This is a genomic window from Serratia sp. CY83965, from assembly GCF_052166375.1.
Lineage (GTDB): Bacteria > Pseudomonadota > Gammaproteobacteria > Enterobacterales > Enterobacteriaceae > Serratia > Serratia marcescens.
Genome location: NZ_JBJNOV010000001.1, coordinates 313417 through 334550, shown reverse-complemented (window position 1 = coordinate 334550; position 21134 = coordinate 313417). Strand labels below are relative to the sequence as shown.

The 21134-nt window shown below is 58.4% G+C and carries 16 protein-coding genes and 6 tRNA genes; 17 read left to right on the top strand and 5 right to left on the bottom strand.

Going from position 1 to position 21134, the window contains the following annotated elements; translation table 11 throughout:
- Positions 1-7: 7 nt before the first annotated feature.
- The 4 genes from chiQ to nagE all read right to left on the bottom strand — a co-directional run bounded on the left by chiQ (position 8) and on the right by nagE (position 6304).
- A complete protein-coding gene (gene chiQ, locus ACJ8PL_RS01665; RefSeq protein ID WP_016928754.1) occupies positions 8-334 on the bottom strand; it encodes a ChiQ/YbfN family lipoprotein in 327 nt (108 codons plus the stop codon).
- A gap of 46 nt (positions 335-380) precedes the next feature.
- Positions 381-1784 (bottom strand): chitoporin ChiP, encoded by a 1404-nt coding sequence (gene chiP, locus ACJ8PL_RS01660; protein WP_033641082.1) that lies wholly within the window; start codon positions 1782-1784, stop codon positions 381-383.
- Between the two features lie 578 nt (positions 1785-2362).
- Positions 2363-4027, bottom strand: coding sequence for a glutamine--tRNA ligase (gene glnS, locus ACJ8PL_RS01655; protein WP_033641083.1), 1665 nt, complete (start codon positions 4025-4027; stop codon positions 2363-2365).
- 240 nt (positions 4028-4267) lie between these two features.
- Positions 4268-6304 (bottom strand): N-acetylglucosamine-specific PTS transporter subunit IIBC, encoded by a 2037-nt coding sequence (nagE, locus tag ACJ8PL_RS01650; RefSeq protein WP_115116089.1) that lies wholly within the window; start codon positions 6302-6304, stop codon positions 4268-4270.
- 334 nt (positions 6305-6638) lie between these two features.
- Between nagE and nagB the strand changes: the two genes are divergently transcribed.
- The 12 genes from nagB (at position 6639) to ACJ8PL_RS01590 (ending at position 15064) form a co-directional block, all read left to right on the top strand.
- Positions 6639-7439: a glucosamine-6-phosphate deaminase gene (gene nagB, locus ACJ8PL_RS01645; protein WP_016928758.1), complete on the top strand. Its 801-nt coding sequence runs from the start codon at positions 6639-6641 to the stop codon at positions 7437-7439.
- A gap of 18 nt (positions 7440-7457) precedes the next feature.
- Positions 7458-8597 (top strand): N-acetylglucosamine-6-phosphate deacetylase, encoded by a 1140-nt coding sequence (gene nagA / locus ACJ8PL_RS01640; RefSeq protein WP_442530760.1) that lies wholly within the window; start codon positions 7458-7460, stop codon positions 8595-8597.
- A 27-nt stretch (positions 8598-8624) separates the two neighbouring features.
- Positions 8625-9845, top strand: a complete 1221-nt coding sequence (gene nagC / locus ACJ8PL_RS01635) for a DNA-binding transcriptional regulator NagC (RefSeq protein WP_016928760.1) — start codon at positions 8625-8627, stop codon at positions 9843-9845.
- A gap of 67 nt (positions 9846-9912) precedes the next feature.
- Positions 9913-10665 carry an HAD-IIA family hydrolase gene (locus ACJ8PL_RS01630; RefSeq protein ID WP_004939957.1) on the top strand — a complete coding sequence of 251 codons (753 nt, stop codon included), beginning with the start codon at positions 9913-9915 and terminating at the stop codon, positions 10663-10665.
- 189 nt (positions 10666-10854) lie between these two features.
- Positions 10855-12297: a carbohydrate-binding protein gene (locus ACJ8PL_RS01625; protein ID WP_079449577.1), complete on the top strand. Its 1443-nt coding sequence runs from the start codon at positions 10855-10857 to the stop codon at positions 12295-12297.
- 284 nt (positions 12298-12581) lie between these two features.
- Entirely contained in the window at positions 12582-14246 is a 1665-nt protein-coding gene (gene asnB / locus ACJ8PL_RS01620) for an asparagine synthase B (protein ID WP_048795479.1), read from the top strand.
- 219 nt (positions 14247-14465) lie between these two features.
- Positions 14466-14542, top strand: a tRNA-Met gene (locus ACJ8PL_RS01615).
- 16 nt (positions 14543-14558) lie between these two features.
- Positions 14559-14643: transfer RNA gene (locus tag ACJ8PL_RS01610), tRNA-Leu, on the top strand.
- A gap of 30 nt (positions 14644-14673) precedes the next feature.
- Positions 14674-14748, top strand: a tRNA-Gln gene (locus ACJ8PL_RS01605).
- Positions 14749-14792: 44 nt separating this feature from the next.
- A tRNA-Gln gene (locus ACJ8PL_RS01600) sits at positions 14793-14867 on the top strand.
- A gap of 41 nt (positions 14868-14908) precedes the next feature.
- Positions 14909-14985: transfer RNA gene (locus ACJ8PL_RS01595), tRNA-Met, on the top strand.
- 4 nt (positions 14986-14989) lie between these two features.
- A tRNA-Gln gene (locus ACJ8PL_RS01590) sits at positions 14990-15064 on the top strand.
- Positions 15065-15151: 87 nt separating this feature from the next.
- On the opposite strand, the gene ubiF is transcribed toward ACJ8PL_RS01590, so the two are convergent.
- Positions 15152-16333 (bottom strand): 3-demethoxyubiquinol 3-hydroxylase, encoded by a 1182-nt coding sequence (ubiF, locus tag ACJ8PL_RS01585; protein ID WP_079449579.1) that lies wholly within the window; start codon positions 16331-16333, stop codon positions 15152-15154.
- Between the two features lie 197 nt (positions 16334-16530).
- On the opposite strand from ubiF, the gene miaB reads away from it, so the two are divergent.
- The 5 genes from miaB (at position 16531) to corC (ending at position 21134) form a co-directional block, all read left to right on the top strand.
- Positions 16531-17955, top strand: coding sequence for a tRNA (N6-isopentenyl adenosine(37)-C2)-methylthiotransferase MiaB (gene miaB / locus ACJ8PL_RS01580; protein WP_004939964.1), 1425 nt, complete (start codon positions 16531-16533; stop codon positions 17953-17955).
- Between the two features lie 119 nt (positions 17956-18074).
- Positions 18075-18410 carry a zinc ribbon domain-containing protein YjdM gene (locus tag ACJ8PL_RS01575; RefSeq protein ID WP_016928764.1) on the top strand — a complete coding sequence of 112 codons (336 nt, stop codon included), beginning with the start codon at positions 18075-18077 and terminating at the stop codon, positions 18408-18410.
- A gap of 234 nt (positions 18411-18644) precedes the next feature.
- Positions 18645-19700 (top strand): PhoH family protein, encoded by a 1056-nt coding sequence (locus tag ACJ8PL_RS01570; RefSeq protein WP_025301852.1) that lies wholly within the window; start codon positions 18645-18647, stop codon positions 19698-19700.
- Entirely contained in the window at positions 19697-20170 is a 474-nt protein-coding gene (gene ybeY / locus ACJ8PL_RS01565; RefSeq protein ID WP_016928766.1) for an rRNA maturation RNase YbeY, read from the top strand. Before ACJ8PL_RS01570 ends, ybeY begins: the two co-directional genes overlap by 4 nt.
- 85 nt (positions 20171-20255) lie before the next feature.
- Positions 20256-21134: a CNNM family magnesium/cobalt transport protein CorC gene (gene corC, locus ACJ8PL_RS01560; protein ID WP_004939973.1), complete on the top strand. Its 879-nt coding sequence runs from the start codon at positions 20256-20258 to the stop codon at positions 21132-21134.

The window sequence follows — 21134 nt, the reverse complement described above, 5'->3', positions numbered from 1 at the left end:
ATCCTTCTTAATTATTGTTATCGCGAATTTCTTGCCACAGCTTGCCGCACTTGGCGTCATAAGCCTGACCGTTACCGCTGTGAACCGCCATAATGCAGTTCTGATAATCCATCACCCGCACCGTTTCCTGCTCAGCAAACTGCTGGTGCTGTTTTTCTTGTTTCAGCACGTTCAGCACCGACTTGCAGGGCTGCAGACGCTCCGGCGAACCTTCGGCGGTGTTGATGCAGGCGCTGTAAGCCTGCTTCAATTTGGCGTCTTCCGGCGGTGCGGCGGGTTGCGCACAGGCGCTCAAGGCCGCGGCGGCCGCCAACATCAGCATGATTTTTTTCATCGTTGAATTCCCTTAACTGCCCCCGGCGGCGAGGCCGGGGAACGCATCAGAAGATGGTGAATGGCGCGATGACCATGAACTTGACGTCTTTCTCGTCCTGGAAGATGTTGCCGTAACCGCCGCCCCAGCTCGGGATGTTGGTGTGGTTGTCATACTGGGTATAGTGCAGCTTGATCAGGGTGCCCTTGGCGCGCCCTTCCTGGATGGTGTACATCGCGTCCAGGCTCCAGGCGCTCTCTTTCAGGCGCTGGCTCTGATCGTAGATTGGGTTGGTGCTCGGCTTGGCGTCCCAGGCGTAAACGTAGGAGCCGCCGACCGCCATGCCCGGCAGGTTCCAGTTGCTGAGGTCGTACATCACGCCGGCGTACACCGCTTTCTCGCCGTTGGCGTTAAAGTCGGAGCGGTTGTCCCACCACACGTCCAGACGGCCGTTGGATGAGGCGTAGGTCGGGGTCATACGCTGCAGGAAGAAGCCCTGGTTGCCTTCCGCCTTGACCATGGTGCCTTCCAGACGCCAGTTGAACTGGCCGGTGGTGTAACCGAAGGTCAGCGCCTGCAGCCAGGCCAGGCCGTCGTAGATGCTGTTCGGATCGTTCTTGTCGCTGATGCGGTCTTCCGCGCCGTAGAACTGGTAACTGGTGGTCAGCGGGTTGCCCAGCAGATCGAATTTGTAAGACGCCTTGGTGAAGTACTGATTCACGTAACCCTGGGCTTGGCCGAAAGCGGCTTCCAGCACCAGATCGTTTTTGAAGTCGTACTTGGCGCCCAGCGAGTGCAGATAGGAGACGCGGGTTTTCTTATCATTCTGGCGGAAGTCGTCCACCTCGATATGCCACGGCGCCTTGTATTTGTCGGCCCACATGTAGGAGAAGCTCAACGCGCCGGCATCGCCGTAGTCGAACTTGGCGCCGGCCTCGGCGCCCTGATAGGTGCCCGGCATAAAGCTCCAGTGCGGCGCCAGCAGGGTTTGGCCGCTCGGCTGAATGTAGCCGGCGCGCGCCCAGACCGGGCCGTATTTGAATTTGGCGGCGGCTTTGTACAGGCTGATACCGCCTTTGTCACCGGAGTAGTCTTCGTCGTAGGTACGGTTCTTCGAGGAGAACGCAATTTCGTTCGGGTGACCGCTGGCGCTGGATTCAGCCAGTTCGATGGCGGTAAAGGCGCCGACGTCCAGACCGAACATGTCCCAGGCGTAGCCCGACGCGAAATCCAGGCTCAGGTTGGCGGTGGAATGCGACAGGTTGGTGGTGTATTGGTTGTAATCCTTGCTGTCCGGATTGAGATCTTTACGGTCACGCTCACGTTGCCAGTAATAGATGCCGCCGGTCAGCGTGGAATCATCGATAAACCCTGCGGCTTTCGCCTCAGGCGCCATGGCAAACCCTGTTCCCAACAGCGCGCCCGCGACTGCGAGCGCCAGCGTTTTACGCTGAGCACCGTGCGTACCCATAGTGAAATTCCTCTTTGACTTAACTTAAAAGTTGCAGCCGCCTGTGTTCACCACTGCCCTGCACGACTGCCAATAAAAAACCCGAACGGGTAAAAAAAATTGCCGACGAGATGTTATTCCCACAGCACTAATTGCTACAGACAGACTATTTTTCGCGACGCGAATTATCAAACAAAAAATGCGGGAGATTTGTCAAAGTATGACAAGCAGCACATATCAGTGATATTTTGTTACGCCGGTGTTCATGGAAGGTGTCGAATAAAAAATTCAATTAAATCAGAATAAATTGAGATACAAGGTCAACCAGAGACGATTAATGGTTTCAGCCTGGCCGAATTCGTCAGCCAGAAGATAAAATCTGAGAGCGCTCTCTAAATGAAATTAATTCGCATCACGAATATATAAGTAAAAATTAAGAATATTAAACCCAATATCAGAAAACTTATTGATTAACGCACCGCGGTTAATTAAACACGGCCCGGAATAACTCGGCAGGAATAGATGATTTGCTCAATGGCAGACATAAAAAAAGCGCGGTCAAAGCCGCGCTGATTCATTAATTTTCGAGGCGAATAAGATTAGCCTTCGATTTTCGCCCAGGTATCACGCAGGCCGACGGTGCGGTTAAACACCAGATGCTCGGCTGACGAGTAACGGTTGTCGGCGCAGAAGTAGCCTTCACGCTCGAACTGGTAGGCCTTCTCCGGCTGTGCGGCCGCCAGACTCGGCTCGACGAAGCCGTGCTTGATGACCAGCGATTCTGGGTTGATGGTGGAGAGGAAATCCTCCGCCGCGCCTGGGTTAGGCACGCTGAACAGGCGATCGTACAGGCGAATTTCCGCCGGCAGCGCGTGCGCCGCGGACACCCAGTGGATCACGCCCTTCACCTTGCGGCCGTCGGCAGGATCTTTGCTCAGCGTTTCCGCATCGTAGCTGCAGAAAATGGTGGTGATCTCGCCCGCTTCGTCCTTCTCGACGCGCTCGGCCTTGATCACGTACGCATTGCGCAGACGCACTTCCTTGCCCAGCACCAGACGCTTGTACTGCTTGTTGGCTTCTTCACGGAAGTCGGCGCGATCGATATAGATCTCGCGGCTGAACGGCACATCGCGGCTGCCCATTTCCGGCTTGTTCGGGTGGTTAGGCATGGTGACCATTTCCACCGCATCGCCCATGTTCTCGATGACGACTTTCACCGGATCCAGCACCGCCATGGCGCGCGGGGCGTTCTCGTTAAGATCGTCGCGAATGCAGGACTCCAGCGCCACCATCTCGACGTTGTTGTCTTGCTTGGTCACGCCGATGCGCAGGCAAAACTCGCGAATCGAGGCGGCGGTATAACCGCGACGGCGCAGGCCGGAGACGGTCGGCATGCGCGGGTCATCCCAACCTTCGACGATCTTCTCGGCCACCAGCTGGTGCAGCTTGCGCTTCGACATGATGGCGTATTCGAGGTTGAGACGCGAAAACTCGTACTGCCGCGGGTGGCAAGGAATGGTGATGTTATCCAGCACCCAGTCATACAGACGGCGGTTATCCTGGAATTCCAGAGTACACAGCGAATGGGTGATCCCTTCCAGCGCATCGGAAATGCAGTGGGTGAAATCGTACATCGGGTAGATGCACCATTTGTTGCCGGTCTGGTGGTGTTCGGCGAACTTGATGCGGTACAGCACCGGATCGCGCATCACGATAAACGGCGAAGCCATATCGATCTTGGCGCGCAGGCAGGCGGCGCCTTCGGCGAACTCGCCGTTGCGCATCTTCTCGAACAGCGCCAGGTTCTCTTCCACGCTGCGGTCGCGGTACGGGCTGTCTTTGCCCGGCGCGGTCAGGGTGCCGCGATATTCACGGATCTGCTCCGGCGACAGCTCATCGACGTAGGCCAGCCCCTTGGTGATCAGCTCAACCGCATACTGGTGCAGCTGATCGAAATAGTCTGAGGAGTAATGAACGTTGCCGCTCCACTCAAAGCCCAGCCACTCCACGTCGTGCTTGATTGACTCCACGAACTCGATGTCTTCTTTCACCGGGTTGGTGTCATCGAAACGCAGGTTGCACTGGCCCTGATAGTCCTTGGCGATGCCGAAGTTCAGGCAGATGGACTTGGCGTGGCCGATATGCAGATAGCCGTTAGGCTCCGGCGGGAAACGGGTATGTACCGACGTGTGTTTCCCCGACGCCAGATCTTCATCGACGATCTGACGGATAAAATTGGTTGGGCGGGCTTCAGCCTCACTCATTTCACTGTTCCTCAATGCAAAGCGCTACACATAACCGCCTATGATCCAACAAGCCACGTCTGGAAACAACCGTTTGTTTCACGAAAAATGCGGCATATTGCACCCTCGGCGCGCAGCGCGCCGCCGTGGCGCGAAACGGGATAAAAAAAGCGGGAAGAGATCGCTCTCTTCCCGCCAAGTCGGGGCAAACTCCGCCATGATGCGTGACCGGCCCCGGGTACTACTCAGGTAAAAACGGCCTTACTTTTGGATCTCGTACAGCTTGGTCTGACCGGCGACCACTGAGCCGCTGGCCAGCGCCGCCAGGCCGGCATAGTCGTCAGAGTTGCTGACCACCACCGGGCTGATCATCGAACGCGCATTGGCGTTCAGGTAATCCAAATCCAGTTCCAGAATCGGTTGACCGACTTTCACTTCCGCGCCCTCTTCCACCAGGCGTTTGAAGCCCTGGCCTTCCAGCGCGACGGTGTCAATCCCCATGTGCACCACAATCTCAGCGCCCTTGTCGGTTTCCAGGCAGAAGGCGTGGTTGGTATTGAAGATTTTCACCACGGTGCCGTCAGCCGGCGACACGACGATGTTGTCGGTCGGGCGAATCGCCAGGCCGTCGCCTACCGCCTTGCTGGCGAAGGCTTCGTCCGGCACCTGATCGAGCGCCACCACTTCACCGGTTACCGGCGCCACCAGCGTTTCAAACGCGGCTTTCGGTGCGTTCGGCACCGCCTGCGGTTTGGCTTCCGCAGCAGGAGCCGCCGCCGGAGCCGCCGCAGCCGCCACCGGGCCGGCCGCAATTACGTTGCGCATTGCGCTGGCAATCAGCTCGGCACGGGTGCCGACGATCACTTGCACGCTCTGCTTGTTCAGACGGATAACGCCCGACGCGCCGAGGCGCTTCGCCAATGCGTCGTTCACCAGCGCAGAGTCCTTCACGTTCAAACGCAGGCGAGTGATGCAGGCGTCGATGCCGGTCAGGTTGTCGGAACCGCCGATCGCGCCGACGTAGCGACGGGCCAGCGTGGTGGTTTCATTCTCGTCTTTACCGGCGCTGCTGTTGACGTTGACGTCATAACCGTCGGTTTCGTCACCGGCAACCGCCAGCTCGCGACCCGGGGTCATCAGGTTGAACTTGTTGATGGTGAAGCGGAACACCACATAGTAGATAACGAAGAACACCAGGCCCTGCGGGATCAGCATATACCAGTGGGTCGCCAGCGGGTTACGCACCCACAGCATCATATCCACCAGGCCGGCGCTGAAACCGAAACCTGAAATCCAATGCATGTTAGCGGCGATGAACACCGAGATACCGGTCAGTACGGCGTGGATCACGTACAGCACCGGCGCCACGAACATGAAGGAGAACTCCAGCGGTTCGGTGATGCCGGTAAAGAAGGCAGCGAATGCCCCCGCCATCATGATCCCCAGCACCTTCGCCTTATTCTCAGGACGCGCGCAGTGATAGATGGCCAGCGCCGCGCCCGGCAGACCGAACATCATGATCGGGAAGAAGCCCGCCTGATAACGGCCGGTGATGCCAACAACCGCTTTGCCCGCGTCGATCGACTGCTGGCCGCCGAGGAAGTTAGGGATATCGTTGATGCCGGCCACGTCGAACCAGAACACCGAGTTCAGCGCGTGGTGCAAGCCGACCGGGATCAGCAGGCGGTTGAAGAAGGCATAGATGCCCGCGCCGACGGAGCCCAATTTTTGGATGTGTTCGCCGAAGCTCACCAGAGCGCCAAACACGACCGGCCAGACGAACATCAGGATGTAAGCGACCAGGATCATCAGGAAGGAAATGAGGATCGGCACCAAACGGCGGCCGCTGAAGAACGACAGCGCCTTAGGCAGCTCAACGCCGCTGAAGCGGTTGTACACTTCGGCGGAGATGATACCCACCAGAATACCGACGAACTGGTTCTCAATCTTGCCGAACGCGGCAGGCACCTGATCGAGCGGGATCTTCTGAATCATCGACACGGCGGCCGGTGAACAGAGGGTAGTCAGCACCAGGAAACCGACGAAGCCGGTCAGTGCAGCAGAGCCGTCCTTGTCTTTGGACATGCCGTAGGCGACACCAACGGCGAACAACACCGCCATATGATCGATAATCGCAGAGCCAGACTTAATCAATAAGGCAGCGAAAGCGTTGTCGCCGCCCCAACCAACAGGGTCAATCCAGTACCCGACGCCCATCAAGATGGCGGCGGCGGGCAGCGTGGCGACCGGCACCATCAGCGCCCGTCCCACCTTTTGCAAATAACTAAGAATGTTCACCTTTTCCCCCTATGTTGTCCGCGGACGGACCCTATTAGTAGTTTATTTGAAGCTCTCACTACCTTTTTAGAAACAATGCTTGGCACGTATCACTCATGCCGAGTGTAAAAAATTTATTTTGTATCGCAAATTAAAACCTCCCTTTTTGTGATAAATATCACCAAAAAGTAGTCTTCACCTCCCAGATTGCTGGCCATCACACAAAACTTATTTTATCATTCAAAAAATCAACCGAACGGACGATTCACGCGAGAATCATAAAGCTGGGTTACGCTTAGGACTCCCGCAGGCCCGTACAGTATAGCTTTAGTTTACTTATCCCAAGAGGTGTTAGATGAGACTTATCCCACTGAAAGATACCGCACAAGTCGGCAAATGGGCCGCGCGTCATATCGTTCAACGCATCAACGCATTCAAGCCAACCGCAGAGCGCCCGTTTGTACTCGGCCTGCCTACCGGCGGCACGCCGCTGGAAGCCTACAAACATCTGATTGCGATGCACAAAGCAGGTGAAGTAAGCTTTAAGCATGTTGTGACTTTCAACATGGACGAGTACGTTGGCCTGCCGCAGGAACACCCGGAAAGCTACCACACCTTCATGTACCGCAACTTCTTTGACCACATTGATATTCCTCGTGAAAATATCAATCTGCTGAACGGCAACGCCGCGGATGTCGACGCAGAGTGCCGCCAGTACGAAGAGAAGATCAAGTCTTACGGCAAAATTAACCTGTTCATGGGCGGCGTGGGTATCGACGGCCATATCGCGTTCAACGAGCCGGCTTCGTCCCTGGCTTCGCGCACCCGCATCAAAACGCTGACCGAAGACACCCGCATCGCCAACTCGCGCTTCTTCGGCGGCGACGTCAGCCTGGTGCCGAAATATGCGCTGACCGTCGGCGTGGGTACGCTGCTGGACGCGGAAGAGGTGATGATCCTGGTGACCGGCCACGCCAAGGCGCAGGCGCTGGAAGCCGCTGTGGAAGGCAACATCAACCACATGTGGACCATCAGCTGCCTGCAGCTGCACGCCAAAGCGGTGGTGGTGTGCGACGAACCGGCCACCATGGAACTGAAAGTCAAAACCGTCAAATATTTCCGCGAGTTAGAAGCGGAAAGCGTGAAAAGTCTTTAATCTTTGCAGGGGGCTACGATGTTCGCTTTAACCCACGGCCGAATCTATACCGGCCACGACGTACTTGATGACCATGCAGTCATTATCGCTGATGGGCTGATTGAGAAAGTCTGCCCGGTGGCTGAATTGCCCGCCGGCATCGAAACGCGCGACCTGGGTGGCGCCATCCTGGCCCCCGGGCTTATCGACGTGCAGCTGAACGGCTGCGGCGGCGTCCAGTTCAACGATTCGCTGGAAGCCATCTCGGAAGAAACGCTGGAGATCATGCAGCGCGCCAACGAGAAATCCGGCTGCACCAGCTATCTGCCGACGCTGATCACCAGCAGCGACGAATTCATGAAGCACAGCGTCGACGTGATGCGCGCTTATCTGAGAAAGCACCAAAACCAGGCGTTGGGCCTGCACCTGGAAGGGCCGTACCTCAGCCCGGTGAAAAAAGGCACCCACAACCCGGCGTTCATTCGCAAGCCGTCCCAGGACATGATCGATTACCTGTGCGCCAACGCCGACGTGATCACCAAGGTGACGCTGGCGCCGGAAATGGTTGAGCCGCACTTTATCAAGCAGCTGACTGAGACCGGCATCGTGGTCTCCGCCGGCCACTCGAACGCCACCTACGATCAGGCGCGCACCGGCTTCGCCGCCGGCATCAGTTTCGCCACCCACCTGTACAACGCCATGCCGTATATCACCGGCCGCGAACCGGGGCTGATGGGGGCTATCTTCGATACGCCGGAGGTCTATACCGGCATCATCGCCGACGGCCATCACGTAGCCTGGGCGAGTATCCGTAACGCCAAACGCCTGAAAGGTGATAAATTGGTCTTGGTCACCGACGCGACCGCACCGGCGGGTGCAAATATTGACCAATTTATTTTCGCCGGTAAAACAATATACTATCGGGATGGGCTGTGCGTGGATGAGAACGGCACCCTGAGCGGTTCCGCGCTGACCATGATCGAAGCGGTGCAAAACAGCGTCGAGCATATCGGCATCGCGCTGGACGAAGCGCTGCGCATGGCGACGCTGTACCCGGCGCGCGCGATCGGCGTCGATCACCGTCTGGGCACCCTCGAAGCCGGCAAGGTGGCTAACCTGACCGCCTTCACCCGTGATTTCAAGATCACCAAAACGCTCGTTAACGGTAACGAGGTTTAATTCAATGAACAGCGAGTAACATTATTGATGAGCACTGGCGGACAAGCACAAATAGGGAACGTTGACTTAGTCAAACAACTTAACGGCGCGGCAGTTTATCGCCTGATCGACCAACAGGGCCCGATCTCGCGCATTCAAATCGCCGAACTCAGCCAGCTCGCCCCCGCCAGCGTCACTAAGATTACTCGCCAGCTGCTGGAGCGCGGGTTGATCAAAGAAGTCGATCAGCAAGCCTCCACCGGCGGCCGCCGCGCGATCTCCATCGTGTCGGAAACCCGTCATTTCCATACCGTCGCGGTGCGCCTCGGCCGCCACGACGCCACCATCACGCTGTATGACATGAGCGGTAAATCGCTCAGTGAAGAACACTATCCGCTGCCGGAACGCACCCAGGAAACGCTGGAGAATGCGCTGTTCGCCGCCATCACTCAATTCATCGAAGCGAACCAGCGCCGCCTGCGCGAGCTGATCGCCATCGCGGTGATCCTGCCCGGCCTGGTGGATCCGGCGCTGGGCGTGGTGCGCTATATGCCGCACATCAGCGTCAGCAACTGGGCGCTGGTGGACAACCTGCAGCAGCGCTTTAACGTCACCAGCTTCGTCGGCCACGATATCCGCAGCCTGGCGCTGGCGGAGCACTACTTCGGCGCCACCCGCGACTGTGAAGACTCGATTCTGGTGCGCCTGCACCGCGGCACCGGCGCCGGCATCATCGTCAACGGGCAGATTTTTCTCGGCAACAACGGCAACGTCGGCGAGATCGGCCATATCCAGATCGATCCGCTCGGCGAACGCTGCCACTGCGGCAACTTCGGCTGCCTGGAAACGGTGGCCGCCAACGCGGCGATCGAACAGCGCGTGCGCCAGCTGCTGAGCCAGGGCTACCCGAGCAAACTGACGCTGGAAGACTGCGGCATCAACGCCATCTGCAAGGCCGCCAACCGCGGCGATCTGCTGGCCAGCGAAGTGATCGAACACGTCGGCCGCTATCTGGGCAAGGCGGTGGCCATCGCCATCAACCTGTTCAATCCGCAGAAGGTGGTGATCGCCGGTGAGATCACCGAAGCGGACAAGGTGCTGCTGCCGGCGATCCAAAGCTGCATCAATACCCAGGTGCTGAAGGACTTCCGCAAAAATCTGCCGGTGGTGACCTCCGAACTCAATCATCGCTCGGCGATCGGCGCTTTCGCCCTGGCCAAACGCGCGATGCTCAACGGCGTGCTCTTGCAGCGATTGCTGGAAAGCTGATCCGCCGCTTCTGGCAGGTGTGTTATCGTCACTTCTTGCCTGCCGTAATCATGAGAAACAGCGACAAATGAAAATCAAAAACGTTATATGCGATATCGACGGCGTGCTGCTGCATGACAATACGCCGGTGCCCGGCGCCGATCTGTTCCTGGCGCGCATCCAGGAACAAGGCATGCCGCTGGTGGTGCTGACCAACTACCCGTCACAGACCGCACAGGATCTGGCGAACCGCTTCGCCGCCGCCGGGCTGGAAGTGCCGGAGAGCGCGTTCTATACCTCGGCGATGGCCACCGCCGACTTCCTGCGCCGTCAGGAAGGCAAAAAAGCCTATGTGGTCGGCGAAGGTGCGCTGATCCATGAGCTGTACAAAGCCGGTTTCACCATCACCGACATCAACCCGGATTTTGTGATCGTCGGTGAAACCCGCTCTTACAACTGGGACATGATGCACAAAGCCGCCTACTTCGTCAGTAACGGCGCGCGCTTTATCGCGACCAATCCGGATAGCCACGGCCACGGCTTCTCGCCGGCCTGCGGCGCCCTGTGCGCGCCCATCGAGAAGATCACCGGCCGCAAGCCGTTTTATGTCGGCAAGCCCAGCCCGTGGATCATTCGCGCCGCACTGAACAAAATGCAGGCGCACTCGGAAGAGACGGTGATCGTCGGCGACAACCTGCGCACCGACATTCTGGCGGGCTTCCAGGCCGGCCTGGAAACCGTGCTGGTGCTGTCCGGCGTCTCCACGCTGAGCGACATCGAAACCATGCCGTTCCGCCCGAGCTACGTCTACCCTTCCGTCGCCGATATCACCATCTTCTGATCCATCGATGGCGGCTGCCCGGCCGCCATTATTTCCCTCTTCCTGACCGCAGTTTGAATTTAATTCGTTCATGGCCGCAAAAGGTTTCAGCCTGCCTGCGCTAAAAATCCTCATTATAAGTTTACGCCCCGCCAATAGCTGATATTGCCGGCGAGCGAAAAACTCTCCCCCTTAATGAATGAGGCCACCATGAGCACAAATAACATTATTAATGCCGTCGCCGCCGATGACGCGGCCATTATGCCGTCTATTGCCAATAAAAAGATCCTGATGGGTTTCTGGCACAACTGGGCCGCCGGCGCCAGTGACGGTTATCAACAAGGCCAGTTCGCCAATATGAATCTGACCGACATTCCCGCCGAGTACAACGTAGTGGCCGTCGCCTTTATGAAAGGCCAAGGCATCCCGACCTTCAAACCTTACAACCTGTCCGACGCCGAGTTTCGCCGCCAGGTGGGCGTGCTGAACAGCCAGGGCCGCGCGGTGCTGATCTCCCTCGGCGGCGCAGACGCGCATATCGAGCTGAAGACCGGCGACGAAGACAAGCTGAAAGACGAGATTATTCGCCTGGTGGAAGTCTATGGCTTCGACGGCCTGGATATCGATCTGGAACAGGCGGCGATCGGCGCCGCCAATAATAAAACCGTCTTGCCTGCGGCATTGAAAAAAGTAAAAGACCATTACGCCGCGCAGGGGAAAAACTTTATTATCAGCATGGCGCCGGAATTCCCGTATTTGCGCACCAACGGCACCTATCTGGATTATATCAACGCCCTTGAAGGCTATTACGACTTTATTGCGCCGCAATATTACAACCAGGGCGGCGACGGTATTTGGGTGGATGAACTCAACGCCTGGATCACGCAGAATAACGACGCCATGAAAGAGGACTTCCTCTACTATCTGACGGAAAGCCTGGTCACCGGCACCCGCGGCTATGCGAAAATCCCGGCGGCGAAATTCGTCATCGGCCTGCCGAGCAACAACGATGCCGCCGCCACCGGCTACGTGATCGACAAACAGGCGGTGTATAACGCCTTCGCGCGTCTCGACGCCAAAAGCCTGTCGATCAAGGGCCTGATGACCTGGTCGATCAACTGGGACAACGGCAAGAGCAAAGCCGGCGTGGCCTACAACTGGGAATTCAAAACCCGCTATGCGCCGCTGATTCAGGGCGGCGTCACCCCGCCGCCGGGAAAGCCTAATGCGCCGACGGCGCTGACGGTCGCCGAGCTGGGCGCCACCTCGCTGAAACTGAGCTGGGCCGCCGCCACCGGCGCGTTACCGATCGCCAGCTACACCGTCTACCGCAACGGCAATCCGATCGGCCAGACCGCCGGCCTGTCGCTGACCGACAGCGGCCTGACCCCGGCCACCCAGTACAGCTACTTCGTTACCGCAACCGACAGCCAGGGCAATACCTCGCTGCCGAGCAGCGCGCTGGCGGTCAAAACCGCCAACGACGGCACGCCGCCCGATCCGGGTGCGCCCGAGTGGCAGAACAACCACAGCTACAAAGCCGGCGACGTGGTGAGCTATAAAGGCAAGAAATACACCTGTATCCAGGCGCACACTTCCAACGCCGGCTGGACGCCGGACGCCGCCTTCACCCTGTGGCAGCTCATCGCCTAATCGCTAATCGATTGCCGGTCAAACTGGCCGGCAATCTCGCCATCACGCTAAAAATTGCATAATCGATAATTTTTCACGCCGATAACTGAATATCCGTTAAAAACCGCACCTAAGCAAACAACTATTTCTCAACGCATGGCTAAAACGCTTGCATCTCCCGCAGCTTTTGGCGCATTTTCATAACCACAGCGCAGCAAAACCGGGTTATCGCTGATAAATCGGCAATGCTGCCCATAAGAGTAAAAAACAACATCACAGTCATAAAAGCCCGTTAGGAGAGTTGTATGTGTTCTATTTTCGGTGTGCTCGATCTGAAGTCCGATCCCGTTGAACTGCGTAAGAAAGCGCTGGAGCTGTCACGTCTGATGCGCCACCGCGGCCCGGATTGGTCCGGCGTTTACGCCAGCGACAAAGCCATTCTGGCTCACGAACGCCTGTCGATCGTCGACGTCAACAACGGCGCTCAACCGCTGTACAACGCTGCGCACACCCACGTTCTGGCGGTCAACGGCGAAATTTACAACCATCAGACGCTGCGCCAACAGCTGAGCGACCGCTATGCGTTCCAGACCGGTTCCGACTGTGAAGTGATCCTAGCGCTGTACCAGGAGAAAGGCCCGGACTTCCTCGACGATCTGCAAGGCATGTTCGCCTTCGCCCTGTATGACACCGAAAAAGACGCCTACCTGATCGGCCGCGATCACCTGGGCATCATTCCGCTGTACATGGGCCACGACGAGCACGGCAACCTGTACGTCGCCTCGGAAATGAAAGCGCTGGTGCCGGTGTGCCGCACCATCAAGGAATTCCCGGCCGGCAGCTATCTGTGGAGCCAGGACGGTGAGATCCGTGAATATTATCGCCGCGACTGGTTCGATTACGACAGCGTCAAGGACAACGTGACCGACGCCGCCGCCCTGCGCACCGCGCTGGAAGAGTCGGTGAAAAGCCACCTGATGTCCGACGTGCCCTACGGCGTGCTGCTGTCGGGCGGGCTGGATTCCTCGGTCATCTCGGCGATCACTAAGAAATACGCCGCGCGCCGCGTGGAGGATCAGGAACGCAGCGAGGCCTGGTGGCCGCAGTTGCACTCCTTCGCCGTCGGCCTGGAAGGCTCGCCGGATCTGCGCGCCGCGCAAGAGGTGGCCAACCATCTGGGCACCGTGCACCATGAAATCCACTTCACCGTGCAGGAAGGCCTGGACGCCATCCGCGACGTGATTTATCACATCGAAACCTACGACGTCACCACCATTCGCGCCTCGACGCCGATGTACCTGATGTCGCGCAAAATCAAGGCGATGGGCATCAAGATGGTGCTCTCCGGCGAAGGCGCGGACGAAGTGTTCGGCGGCTACCTGTACTTCCATAAGGCGCCGGACGCCCGCGAATTCCACGAAGAGACCGTGCGTAAACTGCTGGCGCTGCACATGTTCGACTGCGCGCGCGCCAACAAGGCGATGTCCGCCTGGGGCGTCGAAGCCCGCGTGCCGTTCCTGGACAAGAAATTCCTCGACGTGGCGATGCGCATCAACCCGAAAGATAAAATGTGCGGCAACGGCAAAATGGAAAAACACATCGTTCGCGAATGTTTCGAGTCCTATTTGCCGGCCAGCGTGGCCTGGCGCCAGAAAGAGCAGTTCTCCGACGGCGTTGGCTACAGTTGGATCGACACGCTAAAAGAGGTCGCTGCGCAGCAAATCAGCGATCAACAGCTCGAAACCGCGCGTTTCCGCTTCCCGTACAACACGCCGACCTCTAAAGAAGGCTACCTGTACCGCGAAATCTTCGAGGAGCTGTTCCCGCTGCCGAGCGCCGCCGAATGCGTGCCGGGCGGCCCGTCCGTCGCCTGCTCGTCCGCCAAGGCCATCGAATGGGACGAATCGTTCAAGAAGATGGACGATCCTTCCGGCCGCGCCGTCGGCGTGCATCAGGCCGCCTATAAATAATCGCGCGGCGTTTTCCCTTGGGGCGGGCCTTTTGGCCCGCCTTTTTGTTGCCTTTTTCCTCCGCCAACTGCCTGAATTGCCGATTTTATCGCCATAATGTTCACAACCCAGACAAACGGCGCTTCCGGGCGCTTTTTCGGGAAAAAACTTGTTGACGCAAATCGGTCATATACGCATAATGCGCCCCGCAACGCCGATGAAGGCAAAGCAAAAAAAGAGGGCTACGTAGCTCAGCTGGTTAGAGCACATCACTCATAATGATGGGGTCACAGGTTCGAATCCCGTCGTAGCCACCATCTCTTTTTTGCATTTGCGGGAGTGGCGAAATTGGTAGACGCACCAGATTTAGGTTCTGGCGCCGCAAGGTGTGCGAGTTCAAGTCTCGCCTCCCGCACCATTTCTCTTCATCGTCGGCGCAGTATGTTGATGGGGTATCGCCAAGCGGTAAGGCACCGGTTTTTGATACCGGCATTCCCTGGTTCGAATCCAGGTACCCCAGCCATATTCTTTCGGGAACGGGGTTTCAACATAAGATTTGTTTGCAGGTGGGGTATCGCCAAGCGGTAAGGCACCGGTTTTTGATACCGGCATTCCCTGGTTCGAATCCAGGTACCCCAGCCATAACAAACTGCTTGCAAATCAAAGAAGTAAAAAGTAACATCGGCTACGTAGCTCAGCTGGTTAGAGCACATCACTCATAATGATGGGGTCACAGGTTCAAATCCCGTCGTAGCCACCATAATTGGGGTGTCGCCAAGCGGTAAGGCTCTGGTTTCTGATACCAGCATACCCAGGTTCGAATCCTGGCACCCCAGCCATATTTAGAAAAGCCCGCTTCGGCGGGCTTTTTGCTGTCTGGCGTTCAGCCAATCCTAACGGGCCCAGCCGCCGCTGAGCCCTACCGGTTACAATCCCAACGCGTACTTCAACGCATGCTCTTTCAGCTTGCCCGCCCGCTGCGCGGCCATCAGCGCCAGATTGCGCGCCACGTTCAGCGGCGCCAGGTTATTGCTGAAGGCGGTATAAAACAGATCCATGCCGCTCTGCATCAGCAGATTGTCGGTGCGACGGCGACGCTGATAACGCAACAGCACCGCCTCGCTGCTCCAGTCCTCTCCCTGATCCCGCGCCTCGCTCAACACATTCAACAAGGCATCCACATCGCGATACCCCAGATTGACGCCCTGCCCGGCCAGCGGGTTGATGGTATGCGCGGCATCCCCCAGCAGCGCCAGCCCCGGCAGCACGTAACGCTGCGCATGACGCCGCGTCAACGGGAACGATCCGGCGGTGTGCACCTTGACCGGGCCCAGTCGCGCTGGAAAAGCGGCGGCGATCTCGCGCTCCAGCTGCGCCGGCGGCATCGCCTGCAGTTGGCGAATGCGCTGCGGGCTGTCATACCACACCAGCGATGCCCAACTGTCGTACAGCGGCAGGAAGGCGCGCGGCCCGGACGGGAAGAAGCGCTGCCAGGTCACATCCTGCTGCGGCGCGCCGGTATCGACGGTGATCAACATGCATGCCTGACGATACTGCCAACCGTTGGTGCCGATCGCCGCCAGCTTGCGCACCTGCGAGTTGGCACCATCGGCGCCGATAACCAGCCGCGCCTGCAGCGTTTCACCGCTGTCCAGCGTCAACTGCCAGGCCTTGTCCGCCCGCTGCAGCGATTGCAGCCTGGCGGGGCACAGCAACGTCAGATTGGCGCACTGCGCGAACTGCTGCCACAGCGCCAGCTGCAGAATACGGTTTTCCACCATAAAGCCCAGCTCCGGCAGCCCCAGGGACACCGCGTCGAACGCCACCCGCGACGATGCCCATTCCCAGGTCTCCAGCCGGCGATACGGCGCCGTGCGCATCGCCGTCACGGCCGGCCAGGCGCCGAGCTGTTTCAGCAGCCCCACCGAGGTGCAGCCGATAGCGGAAATGCGCAGGTCCGGCGGGCTTTGCGCCTCGAACGCCTGCGGCGCCTGATGTTCCAGCAACGCCACCGACCAGCCCGCCTGCGCCAGCCCGAGGGCCGCCGCCGCGCCGACCATGCCGCCGCCCACCACCACCGCGTCATACCGATTTTGAGATGTCTTCATATTGGCTATGTTTTCTGTGTGAATGCTCGCCATCCCACCCGGGATGGCGTTTTGCGCAGTGTACCGGATTTTCGCTTCGGCTTCAGGTTGCGTGCCATTTTCCCCCGCGCTGGTCACAACGGCGGCAAATGATTACAATACGCGCCCTGCATGTCGCGTAACGCAACTTTCGCTCCGCACTGAGTAATGGCAAGTCAATGACGAAAAAACTACATATCAAAACCTGGGGCTGCCAGATGAATGAGTACGATTCATCGAAAATGGCCGACCTGTTGAACAGCACGCACGGCTTCGAGTGGACCGACAACGCCGAAGAAGCGGACGTGCTGTTGCTGAACACCTGCTCGATCCGCGAAAAAGCGCAGGAGAAAGTTTTCGCCATGCTGGGGCGCTGGCGCTTGCTGAAAGAAAAGAACCCGTCTGTCATCATCGGGGTCGGCGGTTGCGTGGCCTCGCAAGAAGGGGAGCTTATCCGCAGCCGCGCGCCCTGCGTCGACGTGGTATTCGGCCCGCAGACCCTGCACCGCCTGCCGGAAATGATCAACCACGTTCAGGGCACCCGCAGCCCGGTGGTCGATATCAGCTTCCCGGAGATCGAAAAGTTCGACCGCCTGCCGGAGCCGCGCGCCGAAGGCCCGACCGCATTCGTGTCGATCATGGAAGGCTGCAACAAATACTGCACTTTCTGCGTGGTGCCTTACACCCGCGGCGAGGAAGTGAGCCGCCCGAGCGACGACGTGCTGTTCGAAATCGCCCAGTTGGCGGCGCAGGGCGTGCGCGAGGTCAACCTGCTCGGCCAAAACGTCAACGCTTATCGCGGCGCCACGCATGACGGCGATATCTGCTCGTTCGCCGAACTGCTGCGCCTGGTGGCCGCCATCGACGGCATCGATCGCATTCGCTTCACCACCAGCCACCCTATCGAGTTCACCGACGATATCATCGCGGTGTACGAAGACACGCCGGAGCTGGTCAGCTTCCTGCATCTGCCGGTGCAGAGCGGTTCGGATCGCATCCTGACCATGATGAAACGCGCGCACACCGCGCTGGAGTACAAGGCGATTATCCGCAAGCTGCGCAAGGCGCGCCCGAACATTCAGCTCAGCTCCGATTTCATCGTCGGTTTCCCGGGCGAGAGCCAGGCCGACTTCGAACAGACCATGAACCTGATCGCCGACGTCAACTTCGACGTCAGCTTCAGCTTCATCTATTCGTCGCGCCCCGGTACGCCGGCGGCGGACATGGTTGACGACGTCAGCGAAGAAGAGAAAAAGCAGCGGCTGTACATTCTGCAGGATCGCATCAACCAGCAGGCGCTGCAGTTCAGCCGCCGCATGCTCGGCACCGTCCAGCGTATTCTGGTGGAAGGCACCTCGCGCAAAAGCGTGATGGAACTGGCCGGGCGCACGGAATGCAACCGTGTGGTAAACTTCGAAGGCACGCCTGACATGATCGGCCAGTTTGTCGACGTGGAAATTACCGAGGTGCTGACCAACACCCTGCGTGGCGCAGTGGTGCGCACCGAACAGCAGATGGATCTGCGCGTACATGAATCCCCGCAGTCGGTGATCGCCCGTACCCGCAAAGAAAACGCGCTGGGCGTCGGCATTTACCAGCCCTGACGCCGCGGCGGCCGCCATATCGCCGCCCATTCACGCTATTCCTTACCGTTTCTCCGCCGGGCGTCCGCGCCCGGTGATGTTCTTTTTTCTATTTTTTATTGTTGAAGAGGCGACATAACATGCAACTCCCACACTGCCCGAAGTGCAACTCCGAATACACCTACCAGGACAATGCCCTGTTCATTTGCCCTGAGTGCGCCCACGAGTGGAGCGACAGCGCCCCGGCGGAAGATCAGGATGCGCTGATCGTCAAAGACGCCAACGGCAACCTGCTGGCAGACGGCGATGCGGTCACCGTGGTCAAAGACCTGAAGGTCAAAGGCAGCTCCTCGATGCTGAAGATCGGCACCAAGGTGAAAAACATTCGTCTGGTGGAAGGCGATCACAACATCGACTGCAAAATCGACGGTTTCGGCCCGATGAAACTGAAGTCCGAATTCGTGAAAAAGAACTGATTCCCAGCGGTCTTGTCCTGTGATGACGCGGCGGGCTTTGCGCCCCGCCGCGTTTTTTCCTGATCTTCCCTTGAATTCCGCCGACGGCGCACAGATAGATCAGCGGTAAACTTGCGCCGTTGCGGCGCACCATGAATAATTCAAGAAAGAGAGTATTCAGGCTCGCCCTGAACGCGCGCGTCCCGGACGCGCTATGTGACATCAACCAGGCCCGATGTGACCTAGAGGAATAGTTTGAACGTCGCAACACAAGAAATTTTGTTAGAGCCCGCAGACAACAAGCGTTTGCTCAGCCTGTGCGGCCCGTTTGATGACAACATCAAACAACTCGAGCGCCGATTGGGCATCGAAATCAATCGCCGCGACAACCGTTTCAAGCTGGTCGGCAAGAACCTGTGCGTGGTCGCCGCCGCCGATATCCTGCGCCATCTTTACGTGGATACCGCGCCGATTCGCGGCGTGATCCCGGATATCGATCCGGAGCAAATCCATCTGGCGATCAAAGAGAGCCGGGTGCTGGAACAGGTGGCCGACAGCGTGCCGGATTACGGCAAGGCGGTCACCATTAAAACCAAGCGCGGCATGGTGAAACCGCGCACGCCTAACCAGGCGCAGTACATCGCCAACATTCTCGATCACGACATCACCTTCGGCATCGGCCCGGCGGGCACCGGCAAAACCTACCTGGCGGTCGCCGCTGCGGTGGATGCGCTGGAACGCCAGGAAATTCGCCGCATACTGCTGACCCGCCCCGCGGTCGAAGCCGGCGAAAAGCTGGGCTTCCTGCCGGGCGATCTGAGCCAGAAGGTCGATCCTTATCTGCGCCCGTTGTACGACGCCCTGTTCGAAATGCTGGGCTTCGAGCGCGTGGAGAAGCTCATTGAGCGCAACGTGATCGAAGTCGCGCCGCTGGCCTATATGCGCGGCCGCACGCTGAACGACGCCTTTATCATCCTGGATGAGAGCCAGAACACCACCATCGAGCAGATGAAGATGTTCCTGACGCGCATCGGCTTCAACTCGAAGGCGGTCATCACCGGCGACGTCACCCAGATCGACCTGCCGCGCAACCAGAAATCCGGCCTGCGCCACGCGGTGGAAGTGCTGTCGGACGTGGAGGAGCTGAGCTTCAACTTCTTCCACAGCGAAGACGTAGTGCGCCACCCGGTGGTGGCCCGCGTGGTCATCGCCTATGAGGCCTGGGAAGCGGCCGAACAGAAACGCAAAGACGCGATTGCCGAACAACGTAAGCGCGAGGCGCTCGCCGCCTCCGAGCAGGAGACACCATGAGCCAGGTGATTTTGGATTTGCAGATTGCCTGTGAAAGCAGCGACGGCCTGCCGGACGAGGCCACCTTCCAGCGCTGGCTGGAAGGCGTGCTGCCGCAATTTCAGGAAGAGGCCGAGGTGACCGTGCGTCTGGTGGACGAAGCGGAAAGCCACGAGCTGAACCTGACCTACCGCGGCAAAGACAAGCCGACCAACGTGCTCTCTTTCCCGTTCGAAGCCCCGCCGGGCATCGAGCTGCCGCTGCTCGGCGATCTGATCATCTGCCGTCAGGTGGTTGAGCAGGAAGCGATTGAGCAAGGCAAAACGCTGGAGGCCCACTGGGCGCATATGGTTGTCCACGGCAGCCTCCATCTGCTAGGGTATGACCACATCGAAGACGATGAAGCCGAAGAAATGGAGTCTTTGGAAACCGAAATCATGCACGGACTGGGCTATCCTGATCCGTACCTGGCGGAAAAAGACCCCGTCTGACGTCAGCCGTTTACCCTACAGCCCCTTTGCGGGGCTGTCGCTGACGCCCCTTAACTCTGACATGAGTGACAGTAACGAAAACGCCATGAGCGACGACCATTCACAAAGCAATGACAGCCCCAGTCCCAAGAAGGGGTTCTTTACTCTTATCCTTAACCAGCTGTTCCACGGCGAGCCCAAAAACCGTGGCGATCTGGTCGAGCTGATCCGCGATTCCGAACAAAACGACCTGATCGATCCCGATACCCGCGACATGCTGGAAGGCGTGATGGATATCGCCGAACAGCGCGTGCGCGACATCATGATCCCCCGCTCCCAGATGGTGACGCTCAAGCGCAACCAGACGCTGGAAGAGTGCCTGGACGTGATTATCGACTCCGCACACTCGCGCTTCCCGGTGATCAGCGAAGACAAAGATCACATCGAAGGCATCCTGATGGCCAAGGATCTGCTGCCGTTCATGCGCGCAGACTCCGAGCCGTTCAGCATCGACAAGGTGCTGCGCACCGCAGTGGTGGTGCCGGAAAGCAAGCGCGTCGACCGGATGCTGAAAGAGTTCCGCTCCCAGCGCTATCACATGGCGATTGTCATTGACGAATTCGGCGGCGTGTCCGGCCTGGTCACCATCGAAGATATCCTGGAACTGATCGTCGGCGAGATCGAAGACGAATACGACGACGAAGACGATCTGGATATCCGTCAGCTCAGCCGCCACATGTACACCGTGCGCGCGCTGGCGCCGATCGAAGACTTCAACGAAGCCTTCGGCACCCACTTCAGCGACGACGAGGTCGATACCATCGGCGGTCTGGTGATGCAGGCCTTCGGCCACCTGCCGGCGCGCGGGGAAACCATTGAAATCGAAGGTTACCTATTTAAAGTTGCCATGGCCGACAGTCGACGTATCATCCAGGTTCATGTAAAAATTCCGGACGATTCTCCACCACCGAAACTGGAAGATTAA